This is a genomic window from Paenibacillus sp. FSL R7-0026, from assembly GCF_038004485.1.
GTDB lineage: Bacteria > Bacillota > Bacilli > Paenibacillales > Paenibacillaceae > Paenibacillus > Paenibacillus xylanexedens_A.
Map to the genome: position 1 here is coordinate 5393851 of NZ_JBBORG010000001.1, position 17930 is coordinate 5411780.

At 46.2% G+C, this 17930-nt stretch carries 19 protein-coding genes and 1 other annotated feature; of the genes, 8 read left to right on the forward strand and 11 right to left on the reverse strand.

Going from position 1 to position 17930, the window contains the following annotated elements; translation table 11 throughout:
• Positions 1-29: 29 nt before the first annotated feature.
• Positions 30-297 (reverse strand) — a binding site (T-box leader).
• A gap of 244 nt (positions 298-541) precedes the next feature.
• Both MKY44_RS23580 and MKY44_RS23585 read left to right on the forward strand, forming a co-directional pair.
• Positions 542-1516 (forward strand): aldose 1-epimerase, encoded by a 975-nt coding sequence (locus MKY44_RS23580; RefSeq protein ID WP_036673298.1) that lies wholly within the window; start codon positions 542-544, stop codon positions 1514-1516.
• 205 nt (positions 1517-1721) lie between these two features.
• On the forward strand, positions 1722-1955 hold the full coding sequence (locus tag MKY44_RS23585; RefSeq protein ID WP_047841310.1) for an alpha/beta-type small acid-soluble spore protein: 234 nt from the start codon (positions 1722-1724) through the stop codon (positions 1953-1955).
• Between the two features lie 85 nt (positions 1956-2040).
• Here MKY44_RS23585 and MKY44_RS23590 read toward each other — a convergent pair whose 3' ends face one another.
• Positions 2041-2442: an O-methyltransferase gene (locus MKY44_RS23590; RefSeq protein ID WP_341008841.1), complete on the reverse strand. Its 402-nt coding sequence runs from the start codon at positions 2440-2442 to the stop codon at positions 2041-2043.
• A 295-nt stretch (positions 2443-2737) separates the two neighbouring features.
• Entirely contained in the window at positions 2738-4537 is a 1800-nt protein-coding gene (locus MKY44_RS23595) for a M3 family oligoendopeptidase (RefSeq protein ID WP_341008842.1), read from the reverse strand.
• A gap of 301 nt (positions 4538-4838) precedes the next feature.
• On the opposite strand from MKY44_RS23595, the gene MKY44_RS23600 reads away from it, so the two are divergent.
• Positions 4839-5009 (forward strand): YycC family protein, encoded by a 171-nt coding sequence (locus MKY44_RS23600; protein WP_017692379.1) that lies wholly within the window; start codon positions 4839-4841, stop codon positions 5007-5009.
• On the forward strand, positions 5006-5239 hold the full coding sequence (locus MKY44_RS23605) for a hypothetical protein (protein ID WP_017692378.1): 234 nt from the start codon (positions 5006-5008) through the stop codon (positions 5237-5239). Before MKY44_RS23600 ends, MKY44_RS23605 begins: the two co-directional genes overlap by 4 nt.
• Positions 5240-5251: 12 nt before the next feature.
• On the opposite strand, the gene MKY44_RS23610 is transcribed toward MKY44_RS23605, so the two are convergent.
• The 3 genes from MKY44_RS23610 to MKY44_RS23620 all read right to left on the reverse strand — a co-directional run bounded on the left by MKY44_RS23610 (position 5252) and on the right by MKY44_RS23620 (position 6813).
• The gene (locus MKY44_RS23610) at positions 5252-5983 is read right to left on the reverse strand and encodes a DUF2225 domain-containing protein (protein WP_036605724.1); all 732 of its coding nucleotides are present in this window, start codon (positions 5981-5983) and stop codon (positions 5252-5254) included.
• Between the two features lie 43 nt (positions 5984-6026).
• The gene (locus MKY44_RS23615) at positions 6027-6404 is read right to left on the reverse strand and encodes a globin domain-containing protein (RefSeq protein WP_036605723.1); all 378 of its coding nucleotides are present in this window, start codon (positions 6402-6404) and stop codon (positions 6027-6029) included.
• Positions 6405-6648: 244 nt separating this feature from the next.
• A complete protein-coding gene (locus MKY44_RS23620) occupies positions 6649-6813 on the reverse strand; it encodes a hypothetical protein (protein WP_155984997.1) in 165 nt (54 codons plus the stop codon).
• A 152-nt stretch (positions 6814-6965) separates the two neighbouring features.
• Between MKY44_RS23620 and ylbJ the strand changes: the two genes are divergently transcribed.
• Both ylbJ and MKY44_RS23630 read left to right on the forward strand, forming a co-directional pair.
• Positions 6966-8219, forward strand: a complete 1254-nt coding sequence (gene ylbJ / locus MKY44_RS23625; RefSeq protein ID WP_341008843.1) for a sporulation integral membrane protein YlbJ — start codon at positions 6966-6968, stop codon at positions 8217-8219.
• Between the two features lie 104 nt (positions 8220-8323).
• Entirely contained in the window at positions 8324-9127 is an 804-nt protein-coding gene (locus MKY44_RS23630) for an NAD kinase (protein ID WP_036673293.1), read from the forward strand.
• 28 nt (positions 9128-9155) lie between these two features.
• On the opposite strand, the gene MKY44_RS23635 is transcribed toward MKY44_RS23630, so the two are convergent.
• Together MKY44_RS23635 and lipA are read right to left on the reverse strand one after the other, a co-directional pair.
• The gene (locus MKY44_RS23635; protein ID WP_245838390.1) at positions 9156-9575 is read right to left on the reverse strand and encodes a YutD family protein; all 420 of its coding nucleotides are present in this window, start codon (positions 9573-9575) and stop codon (positions 9156-9158) included.
• 14 nt (positions 9576-9589) lie between these two features.
• Positions 9590-10489, reverse strand: a complete 900-nt coding sequence (gene lipA, locus MKY44_RS23640; RefSeq protein ID WP_341008845.1) for a lipoyl synthase — start codon at positions 10487-10489, stop codon at positions 9590-9592.
• A gap of 242 nt (positions 10490-10731) precedes the next feature.
• Here lipA and MKY44_RS23645 point away from each other — a divergent pair, with 242 nt between their 5' ends.
• On the forward strand, positions 10732-11802 hold the full coding sequence (locus MKY44_RS23645; protein WP_076319835.1) for a M23 family metallopeptidase: 1071 nt from the start codon (positions 10732-10734) through the stop codon (positions 11800-11802).
• 88 nt (positions 11803-11890) lie between these two features.
• Here MKY44_RS23645 and yunB read toward each other — a convergent pair whose 3' ends face one another.
• The 4 genes from yunB to zwf all read right to left on the reverse strand — a co-directional run bounded on the left by yunB (position 11891) and on the right by zwf (position 16657).
• Positions 11891-12772, reverse strand: a complete 882-nt coding sequence (yunB, locus tag MKY44_RS23650; protein WP_051446910.1) for a sporulation protein YunB — start codon at positions 12770-12772, stop codon at positions 11891-11893.
• 264 nt (positions 12773-13036) lie between these two features.
• Positions 13037-13681, reverse strand: a complete 645-nt coding sequence (gene fsa, locus MKY44_RS23655; RefSeq protein ID WP_036605718.1) for a fructose-6-phosphate aldolase — start codon at positions 13679-13681, stop codon at positions 13037-13039.
• 86 nt (positions 13682-13767) lie between these two features.
• Positions 13768-14661: a phosphogluconate dehydrogenase (NAD(+)-dependent, decarboxylating) gene (gene gnd / locus MKY44_RS23660; RefSeq protein WP_017692367.1), complete on the reverse strand. Its 894-nt coding sequence runs from the start codon at positions 14659-14661 to the stop codon at positions 13768-13770.
• A 541-nt stretch (positions 14662-15202) separates the two neighbouring features.
• The gene (gene zwf / locus MKY44_RS23665; RefSeq protein ID WP_341008846.1) at positions 15203-16657 is read right to left on the reverse strand and encodes a glucose-6-phosphate dehydrogenase; all 1455 of its coding nucleotides are present in this window, start codon (positions 16655-16657) and stop codon (positions 15203-15205) included.
• A 415-nt stretch (positions 16658-17072) separates the two neighbouring features.
• Here zwf and MKY44_RS23670 point away from each other — a divergent pair, with 415 nt between their 5' ends.
• Entirely contained in the window at positions 17073-17393 is a 321-nt protein-coding gene (locus MKY44_RS23670; protein WP_036605715.1) for a winged helix-turn-helix transcriptional regulator, read from the forward strand.
• Positions 17394-17930: the final 537 nt, after the last annotated feature.

Consider the following 17930-nt stretch of genomic DNA (forward strand, 5'->3'; position numbering starts at 1 on the left):
CTCTGCGAACGCAAAAAGGCCCCACATCCGCAAGGGACGTGAGACCGTGGTGCCACCCTTATTCGCTTTTCTTCGATTGCTCCTGACCCTGTATCAAGTCAAGCCGAAGAAATGCCTTCATTGTTCCGTAACGTGGATTATACGGCAGACTCTAGTGGGGCAAGCCCATCTCTGGCTTAACCTGTTCAAACCTACACTCAAGGGTCCATTCGGTAAAGAGCTCACACCGGTTCACATCAACCACCGGCTTTCTGAAGAGGATTCTCTTGGCCTACTTATCCCTGTCATCGATTTCATGTCATTCAATTCTAATAAATGCTTTTAGAGTTCCATCTTAATGCGCACAGGCGTGAATGTCAAAATGAGTTGAACTTTTTTACCCGAGACATCAAAATCTGTTATGATGGAATTGCTTATCCTGTTGCCTGTTCACACGAAATAGCGCAGGAAATCGCTGGCATGTACACAACGACACGCCTGCAGCAGTAGCTTCATCACAACTGCTTGCAGACAGATTTCAAGTGGGAAAAGGAGCATCGATATGAAACAAGTGACCAAAGGCCAATGGAATGGTTACGACACGTATATCCTACATAGCCGTGAATTGGAAATCACCCTGCTGCCGCGTCTTGGAAATAATATTATTTCTATTCGCGATTTAGTGCAGGACAGAGATGTCGTCCGCCGTCCGGATGAAGACGATCTTGCCTTTTATCTGCAGAAGCCGTACCATTTTGGCGTTCCTCTCCTGATTCCACCAGGGCGCATTCATCGTGGACAATTCGAATATGAAGGCGTTCGATACCAGTTCGATCAGAACACGGCGAATGACAACCATATTCACGGTCTCCACCGTACCCAATCCTGGTGTGTCAGTGACATTGAGGAAGATGAAGACGGCTGTGCAATTACGACTGAATTACTGACCGAAAATGAAGAGCATTGGATGGCACAATTCCCGATTCCCCTAAAACTTGAGATGACGTTCAGTCTGCAAAACGCTGTATTTAGCCAGCGTCTGCGAGTCACCAATCTGAGCTCAACGCCTGCTCCTTTTGGGATGGGATATCATACATGGTTTTTGTTAGACGGCAAACCTGCCGACTGGACACTGCAACTGCCTGTTTCCGGAATATACGGACAGAATGAAGAACAACTACCGACAGGTGAACTGGAATCCCTGGGTGAATGGTCTGCTCTGAACGAAGGCATCAATTTGCAGGGACGTAACTGGGATACCCTTTTGAAAGCTACCGAAGGTGAACCGGCTACGGCTTACTTACGCAGGCAAGATGGATATACATTGAAATATTCAGCAGATGAAGCATTTTTCAAACATTGGGTTCTCTTTACCAAAGGTGAATCCGATCAGTTCTTGTGCATTGAACCGTACACTTGGCTCCCGGATGCACCTAATTTGGCTTTATCGGATGAACAAACCGGGTTGATTCGCTTGGAACCGGAACAGCCTGTTGAGTTATTTACACGTATTGAGGTTATACCTCCTACAGACTAAGCGAGCTGATCATGCTCTATTCTGCTTTTACGCATATCACCCTATATTTTGATATCCAAATACAACTTGCCGACCCGCATTGGGTCGGCTTTTTTATGTGTCCTGTGCACTGATAGTTATCCATATTTTCCCTTACGCCATATCATGTATATTTCCGTATTCTCTAACCATACTAACATCACCAACCCATAAGGAGGTGACACATATGTACGGAAGTCAAAACCAAGGTAGCGGTAGCCGCTCCAACAACCTGGTCGTTCCCCAAGCAACAGCAGCATTGCAACAATTGAAAATTGAAGCTGCTCAAGAGCTGGGTGTAACTATTCCACAAGATGGTTACTACGGTAACTATACTTCCCGTGAGACAGGTTCTCTGGGTGGATACATCACTAAACGTCTGGTGCAAATCGCTGAGCAGCAATTATCGGGTCGTTCGTAAGCTCGTAATTATTGCTTGAGCCTAAGCAGAATCCAAAAGCAAAAGCGGCCTTCTTCGGAAGTGCCGCTTTCTCTTGTGCAACTAATTATGAGGTCGACTCCATATCTGAATCCTTGTATGTATTGGTTCTAGGGTAACGAATCATCAGGCTCGCCATATTGTAATTAGACTCCATCGTTGCATCTACCAAAATCATACCTTGTCTTACTGTGAAGTCGTACGATATTTCGCCATGTGTCCAATTACGTTTGAATTTCAACGTCTCCAGTGCCATTGCCCGGAAAGAAGTTCTCTGGGTTTCGTTTAGCCCCCCTTCCTCCACAGCCATCTGCCCATCTCGTCCAGCTATCGGATTATGTCGAATACCGAATTTCCCAATTACGTTGTTTCGTATTTGCACAAAAACTACCCCTGAATCTAACCCTGATAACTCATGATCAAGTTCTTTGAATACCAGATCCAACTGTCTCGCTAATGAAAGCTTCAATTTTCATATTAACACTCTCCTTATATGCTTATAGTCCTATACAGCAAGGGCTTACGACTCATTATATGACATCATATGTGCTCATTCAACAAAGAACGGCAAAGTTGGGTATTTCTAACTATGATTTGCACAATTAATTGCCATTCCACTCCCTTAAACTGAGCTTTTTCACTTATTTACGACAAAATCTTCGAGAATCAATAATGAGGATTCTGTACAAAAAAAGGCTGCAATCCTGTGTCTGTTAACACGGAATTGCAGCCTTTTCATATATATTCAACCTATTATGTTCAACCTATTTTTCGGTTGCTGTCATCTGCAGAAACTGCTCAATATCGGCAATAACCAAGTCCGCAGCATTTTGCCAGAATTCCGGTTGTGTCAGGTCTGTACCCAGATGTTTCTGAGCAAGTTCTTCGACCGTCATACGCCCTGTATCCCGCAACAAATCATCGTATTTATCTGCAAATGCTGTACCTTCCTGCTGCGCTCTTGCATAGATTCCCGCACTGAACATATAACCGAACGTGTATGGGAAATTATAGAATGGCACACCAGTCAGGTAGAAATGTAGTTTGGATGCCCAGAAATGCGGATGATCTGTTGCAAGCACACCACAGAACGCTTCCTGCTGTGCCTCCACCATTAATTTGGATAACTCATCCGCGTTGACCAGGCCTTTTTTGCGTTGCTCATAGAAACGATTCTCAAACAGGAACCGGGCATGGATATTCATAAAGAATGCCACACTTCGCTGTATCTTGTCTTCCAACAACGCCAGCTTCTCTTGCTCATCTGTTGCTGCCTGTACCAGGGCATCTGCTACAATCAGTTCAGCAAACGTGGAAGCTGTCTCGGCCACATTCATCGCATAGCGCTGATTCAATGCGGGTAACTCTTCCATAATGTGTTGATGATATCCATGACCAAGTTCATGCGCAAGAGTCGACACATTGGACGGCGTCCCGGAGAAGGTCATGAAAATCCGGGTTGCTTTGCTAAGTGGCAAAGACGTACAGAATCCTCCTGGGCGCTTGCCAGGACGGTCTTCTGCTTCGATCCAGCGTTTCTCAAAAGCCATCTCTGCAAACGAAGAAAGTTTAGGACTGAACTTGGCAAACTGTTCAACAATATTGATGGCTGCCTCATCGTAAGTGATTTTGCCACTTGATTTACCTACAGGTGCATCTACGTCGCTCCAGCTGAGCTTGTCTACCCCCAGCAGTTCTGCCTTGCGCTCCAGATATTGAACAAGCGCAGGTTTGGCACCATTAATTACATCCCACATCGTATCCAGTGTCTGACGTGACATCCGGTTGATGGCCAGAGGTTCTTTGAGGATATCATCCCAGCCACGTTTCTCATATAACTTCAGACGGAATCCCGCGAGGTGATTCAGCGTGTCAGCGCAGAAATCTTCGACATCGGTCCAAGCCTGCTCCCAGTTTGCAAATACCGTCTCCCGTACATTCCGATCACTATCACTCAGCTTGTTGGCAGCCTGTCCTGCGGACAGCATTACCGTTTCTCCATCTTGCTCAAAAGGAATGTTCACCTTGCTGACAATCGTATTATAGAATTTGCCCCAACCATGGTACCCATCCACACCCAGATCCAGGGCAAGACCTTCCAGTTCCGGCGACAGCTTCTCACGAGCCAGCGTGCGACTCTCGTTCAATGCAAATGCCAGCGGCTGAATATCTTCCCGAGCAATCCACGCGTCCCACACCGAATCCGATGTCTGACTAAGTGTATTATCGAACTTCGACTTACTGCCGTTCAGCATCGCAGCAAGGGAACTGATGGCTCCCTGAAGCTGCGTTGCCTTCTTGTCCTTCTGGTTTTGTGATGAGAGGCAGGAAACAAACGCAGAACCTTCCGATACGCGGATATAGCAGCTTTGCAGCAGTTCCAAAATCGGATCAAATGCAGCCGTCTCTTGTAATGAAATCGGTGCAGGTGTTTCGTTCAACAGATGTTGCAGTTTACGTACATCCTCTTCCAGTTCAATCAGATACGCAGCGAATGTCTCGGAGGAAGAACCTCCACTAAAAATGGACTCCAGATCCCATACGGGGTGTAATGGCGTTTTCATTTAATAAGGCACCTCTCTCTATAAATTGGATGGTTAGGATTGAATTAAAAACTGGTTTTATGCGTGCCATATCTCTATACTAGAGAAATAGCTACAGAGGTTGTTCAAAAAGTCCACTTTTGATTACGAATCATGCCTAACGGCATCATCAGCATCGAATATGAAATTCAGCCCAAATGTCCGTTGCTCACGTAGTTTGCCTACGCTCCGCTACTCCATTTCTAGCTTCATTCCATCTTCTCGGTACTGAAAACCAGACTTTTTGAACATGTATTCATAGTAACTTTCAGGAGGTAAACGTATGAAACCTTTACAAGTATCGGCTGATACAGCCGTCAAATTAGCAGAATCCCTGGGCGTACCTTTGGAGCACCTGATGCACATGCCCCAACATATCCTGATGCAGAAGATTGCGGAACTCGCCAAACAAGAAGCCTCCAAACCTTCCGCACCAGAAGGCGAACAAGAATGATTCCGTTTGAGAACAGCTGGCCTTACGATATTGTGATGGGAGACATCTATGTACAGCAATGTCCCTACTGTCATGCAAGCAACGTGCTGCTCCCCCTCAAACCCAAAGAGCTTGTGCTCATTCGCGAAGGCAAAAAGAAATTACTGGTCTTTCCCTGCTGTAATACAAGCATGACCGTGATCGACAACGACAGTGACTATTTGTTATCCAGCCGTCCTGTCCGTAACTAATGTAAGATCAACCTAGAGGGGGCTGCGCTTTGCAGCCTCTTTGTCTGTTTCCAGCATCTCTTCAGGGAGTTCCAACTTACTTGAAATCATCTGCTCACGCAGCACGGCCCACTGTTCCCTTGAAGCACGAATCATGGCCGCATCTGTGATCCGCTTGTCATGAATGACCTTGCTGAACCATTGCACTGCTTCATTAAACCGTCCTACCCTGCGGTTCAATTCCCCGAGCAAATACAACAGCTTGGCTTCATTGCCACCCGTTCCTTCACGTTCGAACACCTTCACATAGGCTTCCAGGCTAAATTCAAGAAAACGATGTTCCTGTGCATGGTCCTCCATATAACGATACAACCAAGCTATATGATGCAACAGACCAGCAACGACACGATCTTTCTCCCGGATAACCTGTGCGCACAGCAAGGCAAGCTTGTACGTAGCCAGCGCCTGTTCCAGTGTTCGTGCTCCGCTATAATCACGTTTAACCCAGCGGTTACCGATCTGTTCCTTAAAAGCCTTGCGCTGAGCATCATTTAAATGCTCCGTTGCGTTCTCCGTCGTGGCAAACCCGCACTGCGGACAGATGCGAACCACATAAAAGTCTGGATTCTCCAGCTTGTAGTAAGCACAAAAATCCGAATCCGTCCGGTAGGGCCTTTTCAAACTTGGTCTTACCCGTGAGGTTTCATACTCGGTTTCGCAATAATGGCAGGTCACTTTCACCTTATACAGCGGCTCTAATTCCAATCTCTTCCATCCCTCTCCCGTACGCTTGTAATCATATTCGGATCTACGGTGTATTCACAAAATGATGTGCAGGCCCGGATAAACGCTGCAGGATAAACGAATGCAAGGGCTCCTCCACACCAATCTGTGTTAAGGCTTGATCCATACATGCAAGCCAAGCCTCAGCCCGTTCAACCGTCACTTCAAAATGCATATGACGGGCACGCATCATCGGATGTCCAAACGCCTCGGAAAACAGCCCTGGTCCTCCAAAAAATTGAGACAAAAACATATACTGCTTGTCGATGACCGGCTGAATATCTTCCGGGAAAAGCGGAGCCAGCTGCTCATTCTGTTGAACGATCGGATAGAAAGCCTCGACCAGTGCGCGAACACCTTTCTCACCGCCAAGATTGTCATAAATACTCAAACTGGGATTCATTCGTCTGATTCCCCTTTCTGATGTCGAATTTTGCCATATATTACACGTTCCGTGAACATTGTGAAAACAGTAACAATATCCAGGCCACAAAAGCCTTTATCTCCATTCTATCAAAAAAAACCAAAAAGTCCTATATAACATGAAATCATCAGGACATGTAACCTGCTATCTGTATATAGGACCTTATTCGAAACATAACACAAAAAAAGCGCCAACCGCTTGGGTTGGCGCACTAGATATTTCATTAATAACTCCGCCAGTCCTCTTCCTCAGAGCGTACCAGCGAGGCACGTATCACATATACAAAAGCACAGACCAGGATTCCGGTGACAAGACTCATGATCATCACTCCATCCGAATTGAATTCCACCTTGGAGACAATTAGGTGACGTTCAGGCGTTTTTCTCATTTTAGCACACATCACTCAAAAACACAGCCACTTTTGCAAGCGCTTTCTACGTATAATTTTGTACTGTTTGTCCACTTTTTTTCATATATTGATGGCAATAACATCACAGACTTCCGCACACCGACCATTCCAAATATAAAGGAGAAGAATTCATGGCTGCTTCACAACGACTCACCCATGTCCTGGTCACACTCGCTCTCCTGATCCTTTGTGTGTTAATGGTCTTGTATCCAGCGGAAACCTGGCATGCAGGTGTACGCGGACTGTCCATCTGGTGGGACGTATTGTTTCCCTCCCTTTTTCCTTTTTTGGTGCTGTCCGAGCTGCTGCTCGGCTTTGGCATTGTTCATTTTCTAGGTACCTTGCTGAATCCACTGATGCGTCCATTGTTTCGTGTTCCCGGAAGCGGTGGTTTTGTATTTGCCGTGAGCTGTGCATCCGGTTATCCTACAGGGGCGAAACTGACCGCTCAGTTATGGGAACAAAAGCTGGTTACCCGGGAAGAAGGAGAACGGCTCGTTGCCTTCACTACATCATCCGATCCAATCTTCATGATTGGAGCCGTATCGGTTGGGTTCTTCCATAATGTCGCCATTGCTCCAGTATTGGTTGCGAGCCATTACGCTGCAGCTTTTCTGGTGGGTATGCTCATGCGTTTTCACGGGGGTACAGCCAAAGGCTCACAGCCAGACATCTCTTCTGCATCTCCATCGGAGGAGATACCTAGAAACAGACTGGTCCGGGCCATCTATGCGATGCATGAAGCAAGAAAGGCTGACGGACGGGCATTCGGTGAACTGCTGCGCCAGGCAGTCTCCTCATCCCTTCGCCTTATTATTATCGTAGGAGGGCTGGTTGTATTCTTCTCGGTCATGATGGAGCTGCTTGTCCAGACCGGTTGGCTTGGCGGATTATACGTGATAACCGAGCAATTGTTACGACATAGCGGACTGCCTCCATCCTTATCTCCTAGCTTGGTCGGTGGGCTGTTTGAAGTAACGCTGGGGAACAAAGAGGCTGGGAGTGCCGGGGCATCCATCCCACTCGTCTATAAAGTAGCAGCAGCAGCCTTTGTTCTCTCTTGGGGTGGATTATCCGTCCATGCACAGATTATGAGTGTTCTTAGCAACACACCCATGAGATACGTTCCATTTCTATTTGCCAGAGCAATCCATGCGCTAATCGCACCTATGCTGGTCCTGCTGTTGTGGACACCCCTGATGGGGCGTTCCTCTTCACCCGTTCTCATGGAGCCCGATTTCATCCCATCGTTATCAACGTATACACCGGACTGGGGACTGATTTTCTTGTCCGGAATGATTGTTTTTGTAAGCCTCATCGTGTTGTTGTTATTCCTTGCGATATTAAGTTCCATTCTCAAGCCTAGACGACATACCAAAAAATAAGTGAACGATTCATCTATATTTAACTGAATATGCGCCCAAACGTTGTGTTCTTCCGCGGAATTGATTATCATCGGTAGTATAATGACCACAAAGGAGCTTTCATCTTGAGATACTATGTTCAAGACCGCGGAGACCAGTTATCGATTGATCTCAGTCAGCAGTTTCATGCGCTGGCGAAGGAAGAAGGGTTCAAGCTGGATGCAGAATCGCCGGAGATTGTTATCTCCATCGGGGGCGATGGTACGATGCTACAGGCATTTCACAATTTCATCGACCGTATTCCGGATATTGCTTTTGTTGGGGTTCATACAGGCCATCTCGGCTTTTACGCCGATTGGAAGAAGGAAGAATTACGGGAGTTAGTCAGGCTGATGAGTGGCAAAGGAGATCCGGAGCGTCTCAAACCACGCATTGTACAATACCCGCTACTGGAGCTTGAGATTCGGAAAAAGTCAGGGAATTCCTCTTACATCGCCCTTAATGAATTTACGTTAAAAGGTGTAGACGGTACAGTCGTAGCCCAGGTCGATATTAACGATGTGACATTTGAGATGTTCCGTGGGGATGGCATCTGTGTATCCACGCCATCAGGCAGCACGGCATACAACAAGGCCCTTGGCGGTGCCATGGTCCATCCGACCATCGAGGCGATTCAGATTGCGGAGATTGCATCGATTAATAACCGGGTCTATCGTACACTTGGTTCACCGGTTATTTTGCCCAAGCATCATCATTGTGATATTTTCTCCCGCAAGGATCAGCGGTTATTGATGACGATTGATCATGTGAACGTGATGGTGGAGGATCTGATCTCCGTCCGTTGTCAGGTATCCAGTCACAAGGTCAGTTTCGCACGTTTCCGCCCTTATCCATTCTGGAACCGGGTTCGCACGGCATTTCTTGACTAAAATAAACACACCAAAAAAGCGGTCCTTCTCAGGAACCGCTTTTTGCTTTGGCTTGAGGCTGATCCTTGCTCTTCTGAAGCACAAAGTACGCACAGCCAAAGTTACAATATTCATTGATATAATCCACCATACTGGCGATTGTGGAATCCTTCGTCGCTTTTGGATGGTTATCACGGTAAAAACCTTTTAACCTTAACTGGCTATAACCCCAGTCCCCGATAATATAATCATAACGCTCCAGCACTTCACTGTAACGATCACGGAAAACCTCTGGATTCCAGCCTTCTTTGTGGTTCTGGACGATTTCATAATTTTTGCCGCCGATTTGTACAATGACCGGTTCTTTGGGCTTTTCTTCAACCGATTCAACAACTGATTCCTGAACCGGCTCCTCGATCTGCTCCTGAAGTTGGTCCTGAATCTGTTCTGTGATTTTTTCTTCTTCCAATCCGGTATCCTCCATCACGCGTGTGTTGCCGCCTGTTCAGCATGTTTGGTAGCCGATTTCACCTGTTCATGCGCATGGTAGGAGCTGCGTACCATCGGGCCGGATTCGACGTGGCTGAACCCACGTTTTAATCCTTCCTGTTTCAATGCAGCGAACTCCTCTGGCGGATAATACTTTTCAACATACAGATGTTTCTCCGATGGCTGCAAATATTGACCAATCGTCATAATATCACAGTTCACCGCACGAAGATCATCCATTGTTGATAAAATTTCATTATATTCCTCACCTACACCAAGCATAATGCTTGATTTCGTAGGGATGTTAGGTTTCATTTCTTTGGCACGAGCAAGCAATTCCAGTGAACGTTTATATTTTGCCTTGGCACGCACTTTGTCTGACAACCGCTCAACCGTCTCAATATTGTGATTCAGAATGTCCGGTTTGGCATCCATTACAATCTGCAAAGATTCCCGATCACCCAGAAAGTCTGGAATGAGAACTTCAACGCTGCACAATGGCAGGCGACGCCGTACGGCCTTCACGGTCTCTGCAAAAATCGTAGCTCCCCCATCCTTCAGGTCATCACGGGCTACACTTGTAATTACGCAGTGTTGCAGATTCATCTGCTCTGCTGCTTCCGCCACACGTTCTGGTTCCTGTAAATCAAGCTCCGTTGGCAAGCCTGTATTCACCGCGCAAAAACGGCATGCCCTTGTGCAAATATCGCCCAAAATCATAAAAGTGGCCGTTCGATTGGCCCAGCATTCATAAATATTCGGACATCGCGCTTCCTCACATACCGTATGCAGCGTTTTGGAACGCATCATCGTTTTCATTTCCTGATAGTTATCGCCGGTTGTCAATTTGATCCGAATCCAATCCGGCTTCGGTTCTTTAACACGTTTTGCCAATGCATAAACCTTCTTTCTAACTGAAGTTAGGCTGTTGCTCGGAACATATTATACCATGAAAGCGCTGGAAAAACCCCCATTTGTCACATCTTGTGCATTCATGCCCGATATGGACAATTTGTATAATTGGATTCCCCCCCAAGAGCTTACATGGATAAAATGAGAACTTTTGAAGAACGCTAACCTTTAGCTTGGTTCATCGGGTACCTTGTATCATTCTAATGGAAAGGGGCTGCATCCCAGTGCAACAACGCTTGACCTTCAGGCACACGTACCGCTTTTGGATCAAAACATTACTTGCAGGTACTCTGCTTCTCCCATTCTTGCCTGTTGAAGTTTACGGTGAACCCGCCCAGGCCGCTCCCAAACCACAGGCTGCCGAGTTAAAACCCGCAGAAATTTTCGCTGCACGTCGCCATTTATATGAAACCATCGGTCAGATGACTCAGATTCCCTGGTACAGGCTTGCCGCCATTGATCAGTATGAACGTACGATTACCCGTGCACACCCGAAGGATCGCAAGCATCCGGAGCGGCTTACGGGTATCTTCATGACCCCTCCGGCCTGGAGAGGATGGCTAAATCCCGATGAGACGGATCAACATCCGGAATCCATTCTTTTTTTCAAAGGATATGGACGTGATGGTTCAGGAGACGGTATAGCGGATGCCAACAATGATCAGGATGTGTTGTACAGCATGGCTTCTGTTATTCAAGGTTACGGGAACAAACAAGAGGACTTCAACATTGCCTTGTGGGAATATTATCACAACTCCCGTGCCGTGCAACGGATACAGCAATTCGCGAAGTTATATGAGCATTTTGACAATCTGGATCTATTCGGACATGCCTTTCCGGTCCCGCTCGGAACCAACTACTCCTATCGTAGTACCTGGGGGACAAAAAGAAGCTGGGGCGGTTATCGCATTCATGAGGGAACGGATATCTTCGCTCCGCATGGCCTACCTGTGCGCAGTACCTGTTACGGGGTCGTGGAAATCAAAGGCTGGAACCCGTTTGGCGGCTGGCGCATCGGAATTCGGGATTTGAACAACCATTATCACTATTACGCCCACCTCTCGGGTTTTGACAAGAGCGCACGCATTGGTGAAGTTGTTATCCCCGGTCAGGTTGTGGGTTGGGTTGGCAGTTCGGGTTACGGAAAACCGGGCACGCAGGGCAAATTCCCTCCACATCTGCACTATGGGATCTATCGCGACAGCGGACTGCACGAATGGTCGTTTGATCCTTATCCACAGCTGAAACATTGGGAACAGGATGAACGCAAACAAAAGAACAAGAAAAGCAAGTGAGACGAGGATATGCACGATCAGCAAAGCGAAAAAGGGACCTCTTTAATAGAGGCCCCTTTCTTTGCTTTGCAATTCAAATTTGTGTGTATCATGGGTGCGCGTCCTTATTGAGCTGTAATCCCCCATTCACATCAGGCAGATCATCCGGTTCAATTTCTTCAAGTTCATTCCCTTGCAAATGGTCTGACGGCGTCTGTTGCTGGTTCTGGCTAGGGGGATTCGTAGTTACTCCATTACCGCTTGATACACCCGTATGACCTGATGGCAGCGCAATAGCTGGGGCATTACTACCGTTACTGCCCACTGGCTTGCCCTGATTATCGTAATAATACATTGGCACATCCCCGACAACCAAAAGGTAGGAAATCGGGATTTCCGTATCGACCGTTTCGGGCTCCATGTCGAAGGGCACCACGACCGCGACCTCAGCAATGATGTGAATGTACACTTCCACCAAAATCATGTTAATACCCGCATTCTGCTGACGGGTGTTCAGATCCACTTTAACAGCGCCTTGGGGCTCAATACGAACCGGTATACTCGGGCCAAATGAAGCCAACACCGGACTGCCCAGCGCCTGCCCCAGTGGGATTTTTTCTTTTAACATGTGTACATTCTGCAGCGTGGATTGCACAATATTCATCGTACTTGCAGTGATTCGCATATGCTCATTGTAGTTCAGCATGAAACCGGACACTTTCCCGGCGGTATCCGTCTTCCAGTCAATCAGTCCTTCGTTGGTTTTGCCATCTGCAACCTGTGCTGTAATCGCCTTGTTGATCGCTTCGGTTGCAATCTGCTTCACTCTGATCTTGGCCAAGTGCATGATGGGGGGCTTCATCTTTTTATCCACATAAGCAAAGCCCTGCATCAAACAAAACGCGGTGACCAATAAAATGATCAACCACATTTTGCGTTTGCCACTTGGCGGCTTACGGCGTCTCCGGCTTCGCCATTTTCTTCTCATCATCGAAGTGTCCCTCCCCTGCGGGATGAGCTATAGGCTATATGTTAACCTTATGCACCGTTGTCCCGAAAAAGAAGGACAGTACGTGGACACTGGACAGAAAGTAACAACAACATGAAAGGGACAAGTACTCCTCTTTGGCTAACCTAACCGGAAATCGGAAACGACAATAAACAGAGATAAAAAAACCTTTCACCCGCAGATTACTCTGCAAGGCGAAAGGTTTTATGTTCAGACCACCCAAAGATTCAGGCCATGTCTATCCTTTTATTTCGGAACAGATTCCCAGTCTTTCAGGAAACGTTCAATCCCGCTGTCCGTCAATGGGTGTTTCCAAAGTGTTGGTAAGAGCGAACCCGGAATGGTGGCAATATGCGCACCGGAAAGGGCTGCATCCTCTACATGTTTGATATTGCGAATGCTTGCTGCGATAATCTCGGAAGGCAGATCATACATGTCCAGAATAAGACGCAGATCACGAATCAATTTCATACCATCCACCGCAATATCATCCAAGCGACCAACGAATGGACTGATGTAGGTTGCACCGGCTTTCGCCGCCATCAGGCCCTGTGCTGCGGAGAAAATCAGTGTTACATTGGTTTTAATTCCTTTTTGCGTCAACTCATGACAAGCGTACAACCCATCTTCGGTCATCGGCAATTTAATGACTACATTCGGTGCCCATTCTGCAATTTCATAAGCTTCCTTCAACATATCCTCGGCTTTGAGACCGATGACTTCAGCACTGACCGGGCCTTTAACAACGCCACAGATCTCCTGAATGACTTCTTTAAATACGCGACCTTCTTTGGCAATCAAAGACGGGTTAGTCGTGACTCCATCCACCAGACCCAGACGTTCGATCCGTTTGATTTCTTCCACATTCCCTGTATCCAAGAAAAATTTCATGATATGTTACCTCCACTTGATGAATTCGTAAACACGATATAAGTCATTACCCGATTCTCATCATATGTTAACAGTTATATATAAAATTAATTTTTCTCTACAGCGTGACCGCCAAATTCATTACGCAATGCTGCTACCACTTTACCTGTGAATGTATCTGTTTCCAGGGAACGATAACGCATCAGCAAGGACAACGCGATAACCGGTGTAGCGGTTTGAAGGTCAAATGCCGTTTCTACCGTCCAACGTCCTTCACCGGAAGAGTGCATCACGCCTTTGATTTCATCGAGGTTTGCATCTTTGGAGAAGGCACGTTCTGTCAGCTCCATCAACCAAGAGCGGATAACGGAACCGTTGTTCCATACGCGAGCCACTTGTTCGAAGTCGAAATCAAATCCACTTTTCTCCAATACGTCAAAACCTTCACCAATGGATGCCATCATACCGTACTCGATACCATTGTGAACCATTTTGAGGAAGTGACCGCTGCCGGCTTTACCTGCATACAGGTATCCGTTCTCCACGGAAGTATCTTTAAATGCCGGTTCAACGATTGCCCAAGCTTCCGGGTCTCCACCGATCATATAACATGCTCCATTACGTGCGCCTTCCATACCGCCAGATGTACCTGCATCCATGTAGTGAATGCCTTTAGGTTTCATCTCTTCGTAGCGACGGATGGATTCTTTGTAGTGGGAGTTACCCGCTTCAATAATGATGTCGCCTTTGGACAACAACGGGCTAACTTCAGCCAGCACAGCATCTACCACGTTGTGGGGAACCATGATCCACAATACACGTGGGGATTCCAGCGAAGCCACCATCTCTGCATAAGAAGATACGCCTTCAGCGCCGTATTCTTTCATTTCATTTACTGCTTCAGCGTTAAGGTCAAAAGCAACCACTTCGTGTTTGTGATCAATCAGGTTTCTACCCAGGTTCAATCCCATTTTTCCTAATCCGACAAGTCCAAGTTTCATTTCAAAATCCTCCTGTTATGAACAATGTTTAAATTTCATTTGCGTTCAAAATTAAAAATAAGTGCTTAACGTTTGGCGAAGTAACCGTTCCGGTCACGAATCGTTCTTTTGATCGCTGTTATCCCCAGATTTTTTGAATCTCCTATATAGGAGAAAATCCGGGGATAAAGGCGAACGCTTTGCTTCTACAGAATCGATTTCGTCCCCTACACTACATTCTCAGCGTTCAAGCCAACCGATTTTCAAAACTGAACCACTAATCTATATTCAAAAATTTTCACGGCCTTCCGGCAAACATAGCCGGAAGGGCTTATGCAAAATTGGAACGGTATAATTCGTAATAGTTACTGTATATATCTTTTGCATTATTCGATCCAACTTGCTCCTGAGTACAAGCTCTAAGGGAATAAAACATTTCGTTCTATATCCTGTTGACTTGGAAAGGTTTGTTTGGATTTGTGCAAATGATTATTTGTGAGCAGAACGGATTGTACTGTTGTTTTTACTATTGTGTTCTCTTATGCTCACTCTTTCGTTTCACTTACCACCAACGGAAGCCGTCTGCTGCTGTCAAACGATCTGCTGACTCTGGTCCATGCGAACCTGCACTGTACGTATCCAGTGGCACGCTGCCTGCTTCGAATGCTTCCTGAATCGGTTGCACCCATTGCCAAGCCAGCTCCACTTCGTTCCAGTGAGCGAAGAAGGTGGAATCTCCACGCATCGCATCATAGATCAGATTCTCGTAGGCTTCAGGGATGTTACGTTTACCTGAGTTGAAGGTCATATGCATTGGTTCCACTTCACCATGGTTCAATGGATTCTTCGCATTTAATTGAAGCGAGATGCTTTCTCCCGGACCAATTTCAATCGTCAGCAGGTTAGGTTCCGTTGTATTTTCGGATTCATGACCGGTCTTCAGTGGAGCCTTGAACTCAACAACGATTCGGGTGGATTTCTCAGCCAGGCGTTTACCTGTACGGATATAAAATGGAACCTCACTCCAGAATGGATCATCGATCCAAAGTCTTGCAGCAACATAGGTCTCATTCTGAGATCCGGCTGGAATGCCAGGCTCGTCCAAATATCCAACAACCGAGGAACCTTGCAGCTCACCTGCTGCATATTGCGCACGAACAACTTCAGAAGCGATATTTTCTTTTGTCAACGGACGAAGTGCTTCAGCAATTTTTTGCTTTTTGAATTGAATTTCTTCCGGTGTGCAGCGTTTCGGCAAATGCAAACCAATCATCATCAGCAACTGAAGCATATGGTTTTGGAACATGTCACGAAGGGCACCACTTTGGTCGTAATACGCGGCACGTTCTTCAACACCCACCGTCTCACTTGCCGTAATCTGTACATTGGCAATATAACGGTTAGACCACAACGCCTGAATCACCGGATTTGCATAGGTGAGCGTCTCAATATTTTGAACCATCGGTTTTCCGAGGAAATGGTCAATGCGATAGATCTCTTCTTCTGCAAAGGTATTGCTCAGTTTTTCGTTCAGATCACGAGCCGATTGCAGGTCGTGTCCAAATGGTTTTTCGATAATCAGTTTTTTCCAGCCTTTGGTGTTACCCAGGCCACTTTCTTGAATGTTTAATGCGATTGACTCAAAGAATTCCGGTGCCACCGACATGTAGAACATGCGGTTTTCGGGAATGTTAAGCTCTTGTTCACGCTGTTGAACCAACTCCAACAGTTTGGTGTAATCTTCAAGCTTCGTATTATTTAAAGAACAATAACGGAAAGCTCCAATGAAATCACGAACCTGAGATGCTTCTTCCGGCGTCTGACGTGAGAATTCATGTAGTGACTTTTCAACATTCGCCTGGAAGTCCGTATCCGACAATTCACGTCGTCCCAATCCGATAACGGAGAAGGATTTCGGCATTTTCTGATCCATGTACAAGTTATATAATGCAGGGTAAATCTTGCGTTTGGCTAAATCGCCTGTTGCCCCGAACAGGACAAATGTCATTGCATCCATTGGAGTGCCTCCTGTGATCTGTGCAGTATAGTATATGATGTTGCAAAATGTTCAAATCCAAGCATGACAAAAGACGGAATAAGTGGGTATGGTCCCCGCCTTGCCTCCGTTTATATAACGCACCTGAATTCAACCATGGAACATTCCTTCTCTCCACAACCTGTGTTTAGGTTATAAATTGTAACCATTTGAATTAACGTTACCCATATTACACCTGTCGTCACAATTCGTCAACAATCGTGTCGAACCTGTGAACTCCAGTGTTTATAGGGTTTTTATTTGATGATAACGCTTTATGTGGTAACATTAAGAACAATTGGTATGTGACATTTTACACATATGGCCTGTGGACAAGTAGGTTACAATAAGTATACTAATGATATTACAAGCAATACTAAATCAAAGGAGTACAATCATGAGCGATGATGAGAATGCCAAGCAAATATGCACAAAAGTGGAACAATCTTATCAGATCATTGGCCGAAAATGGGTAGCCCTCATTATCCATGCGTTGATGGAGGAACCCAAACGCTTCAGTGAGATTCACGCTTATATCCCTGACTTGAGCAAACGTGTGTTAAATGAGCGAATGAAGGAACTGGAGGAAGAAGGACTAGTGGTTCGTCATGTGGTCACGGAACGTCCAGTTCGAACTGAATATATGTTGTCACGAAAAGGCACGGAACTGGGGAGAGCGTTAAGCGCCGTGGAACGTTGGGCTGATAAGTGGCTGTAACATTTTTATTAATCATTATGATTTGTTTAGCTTGAAGGTAACACGTGCAATCCCGGAGGAGGAGTAACGCATTTAGCAACTGGCTAGTGCAATCCGCATCCGGGATTTTTTTAATTCAAACGGTAAATACTAATTGTGTATATAGAGACGTAATAACGCTATTATTTTGCAAACTAAAATAATGCTTGCTGCACCGTTCAAATTGTTGCCGATAATACAGCGGGCTCGTCCCGGCAGATTTGCGAAATAACTGGATGAAATACATCCGTTTGGAGATCCAGTGCGTTTGCCAATCTCCTTCACCGCAAGTGTTGTTATCTCAAGGAGTAAGAAGTCCTGCCCAACCTTCGAGCTTTGACGTGTTCCGTAACGCTGCTACCTGTCTCTTGATGAAAAATGCGGGAAGCATACGATTTGGACAGGTAAACTTCTGCCGTTATCTGGTCTCATGATCTAAATGCTCTTCAATCCATTGCATCCTCTTCTACAAGTGTCTAAAATGACGTGAATCCGCTAAATTTGAAAGCGTTTCATTTT

Bases quoted from the DNA above. Each gene is read 5' to 3' on its own strand.
- MKY44_RS23670 (WP_036605715.1), top strand. From the start codon at position 17,073: ATGAGCGATGATGAGAATGCCAAGCAAATATGCACAAAAGTGGAACAA.
- fsa (WP_036605718.1), bottom strand. From the start codon at position 13,681: ATGAAATTTTTCTTGGATACAGGGAATGTGGAAGAAATCAAACGGATC.
- MKY44_RS23595 (WP_341008842.1), bottom strand. From the start codon at position 4,537: ATGAAAACGCCATTACACCCCGTATGGGATCTGGAGTCCATTTTTAGT.
- MKY44_RS23585 (WP_047841310.1), top strand. From the start codon at position 1,722: ATGTACGGAAGTCAAAACCAAGGTAGCGGTAGCCGCTCCAACAACCTG.
- MKY44_RS23580 (WP_036673298.1), top strand. From the start codon at position 542: ATGAAACAAGTGACCAAAGGCCAATGGAATGGTTACGACACGTATATC.
- MKY44_RS23620 (WP_155984997.1), bottom strand. From the start codon at position 6,813: ATGAGAAAAACGCCTGAACGTCACCTAATTGTCTCCAAGGTGGAATTC.
- gnd (WP_017692367.1), bottom strand. From the start codon at position 14,661: ATGAAACTTGGACTTGTCGGATTAGGAAAAATGGGATTGAACCTGGGT.
- MKY44_RS23605 (WP_017692378.1), top strand. From the start codon at position 5,006: ATGATTCCGTTTGAGAACAGCTGGCCTTACGATATTGTGATGGGAGAC.
- MKY44_RS23600 (WP_017692379.1), top strand. From the start codon at position 4,839: ATGAAACCTTTACAAGTATCGGCTGATACAGCCGTCAAATTAGCAGAA.
- MKY44_RS23615 (WP_036605723.1), bottom strand. From the start codon at position 6,404: ATGAATCCCAGTTTGAGTATTTATGACAATCTTGGCGGTGAGAAAGGT.
- ylbJ (WP_341008843.1), top strand. From the start codon at position 6,966: ATGGCTGCTTCACAACGACTCACCCATGTCCTGGTCACACTCGCTCTC.
- zwf (WP_341008846.1), bottom strand. From the start codon at position 16,657: ATGGATGCAATGACATTTGTCCTGTTCGGGGCAACAGGCGATTTAGCC.
- yunB (WP_051446910.1), bottom strand. From the start codon at position 12,772: ATGATGAGAAGAAAATGGCGAAGCCGGAGACGCCGTAAGCCGCCAAGT.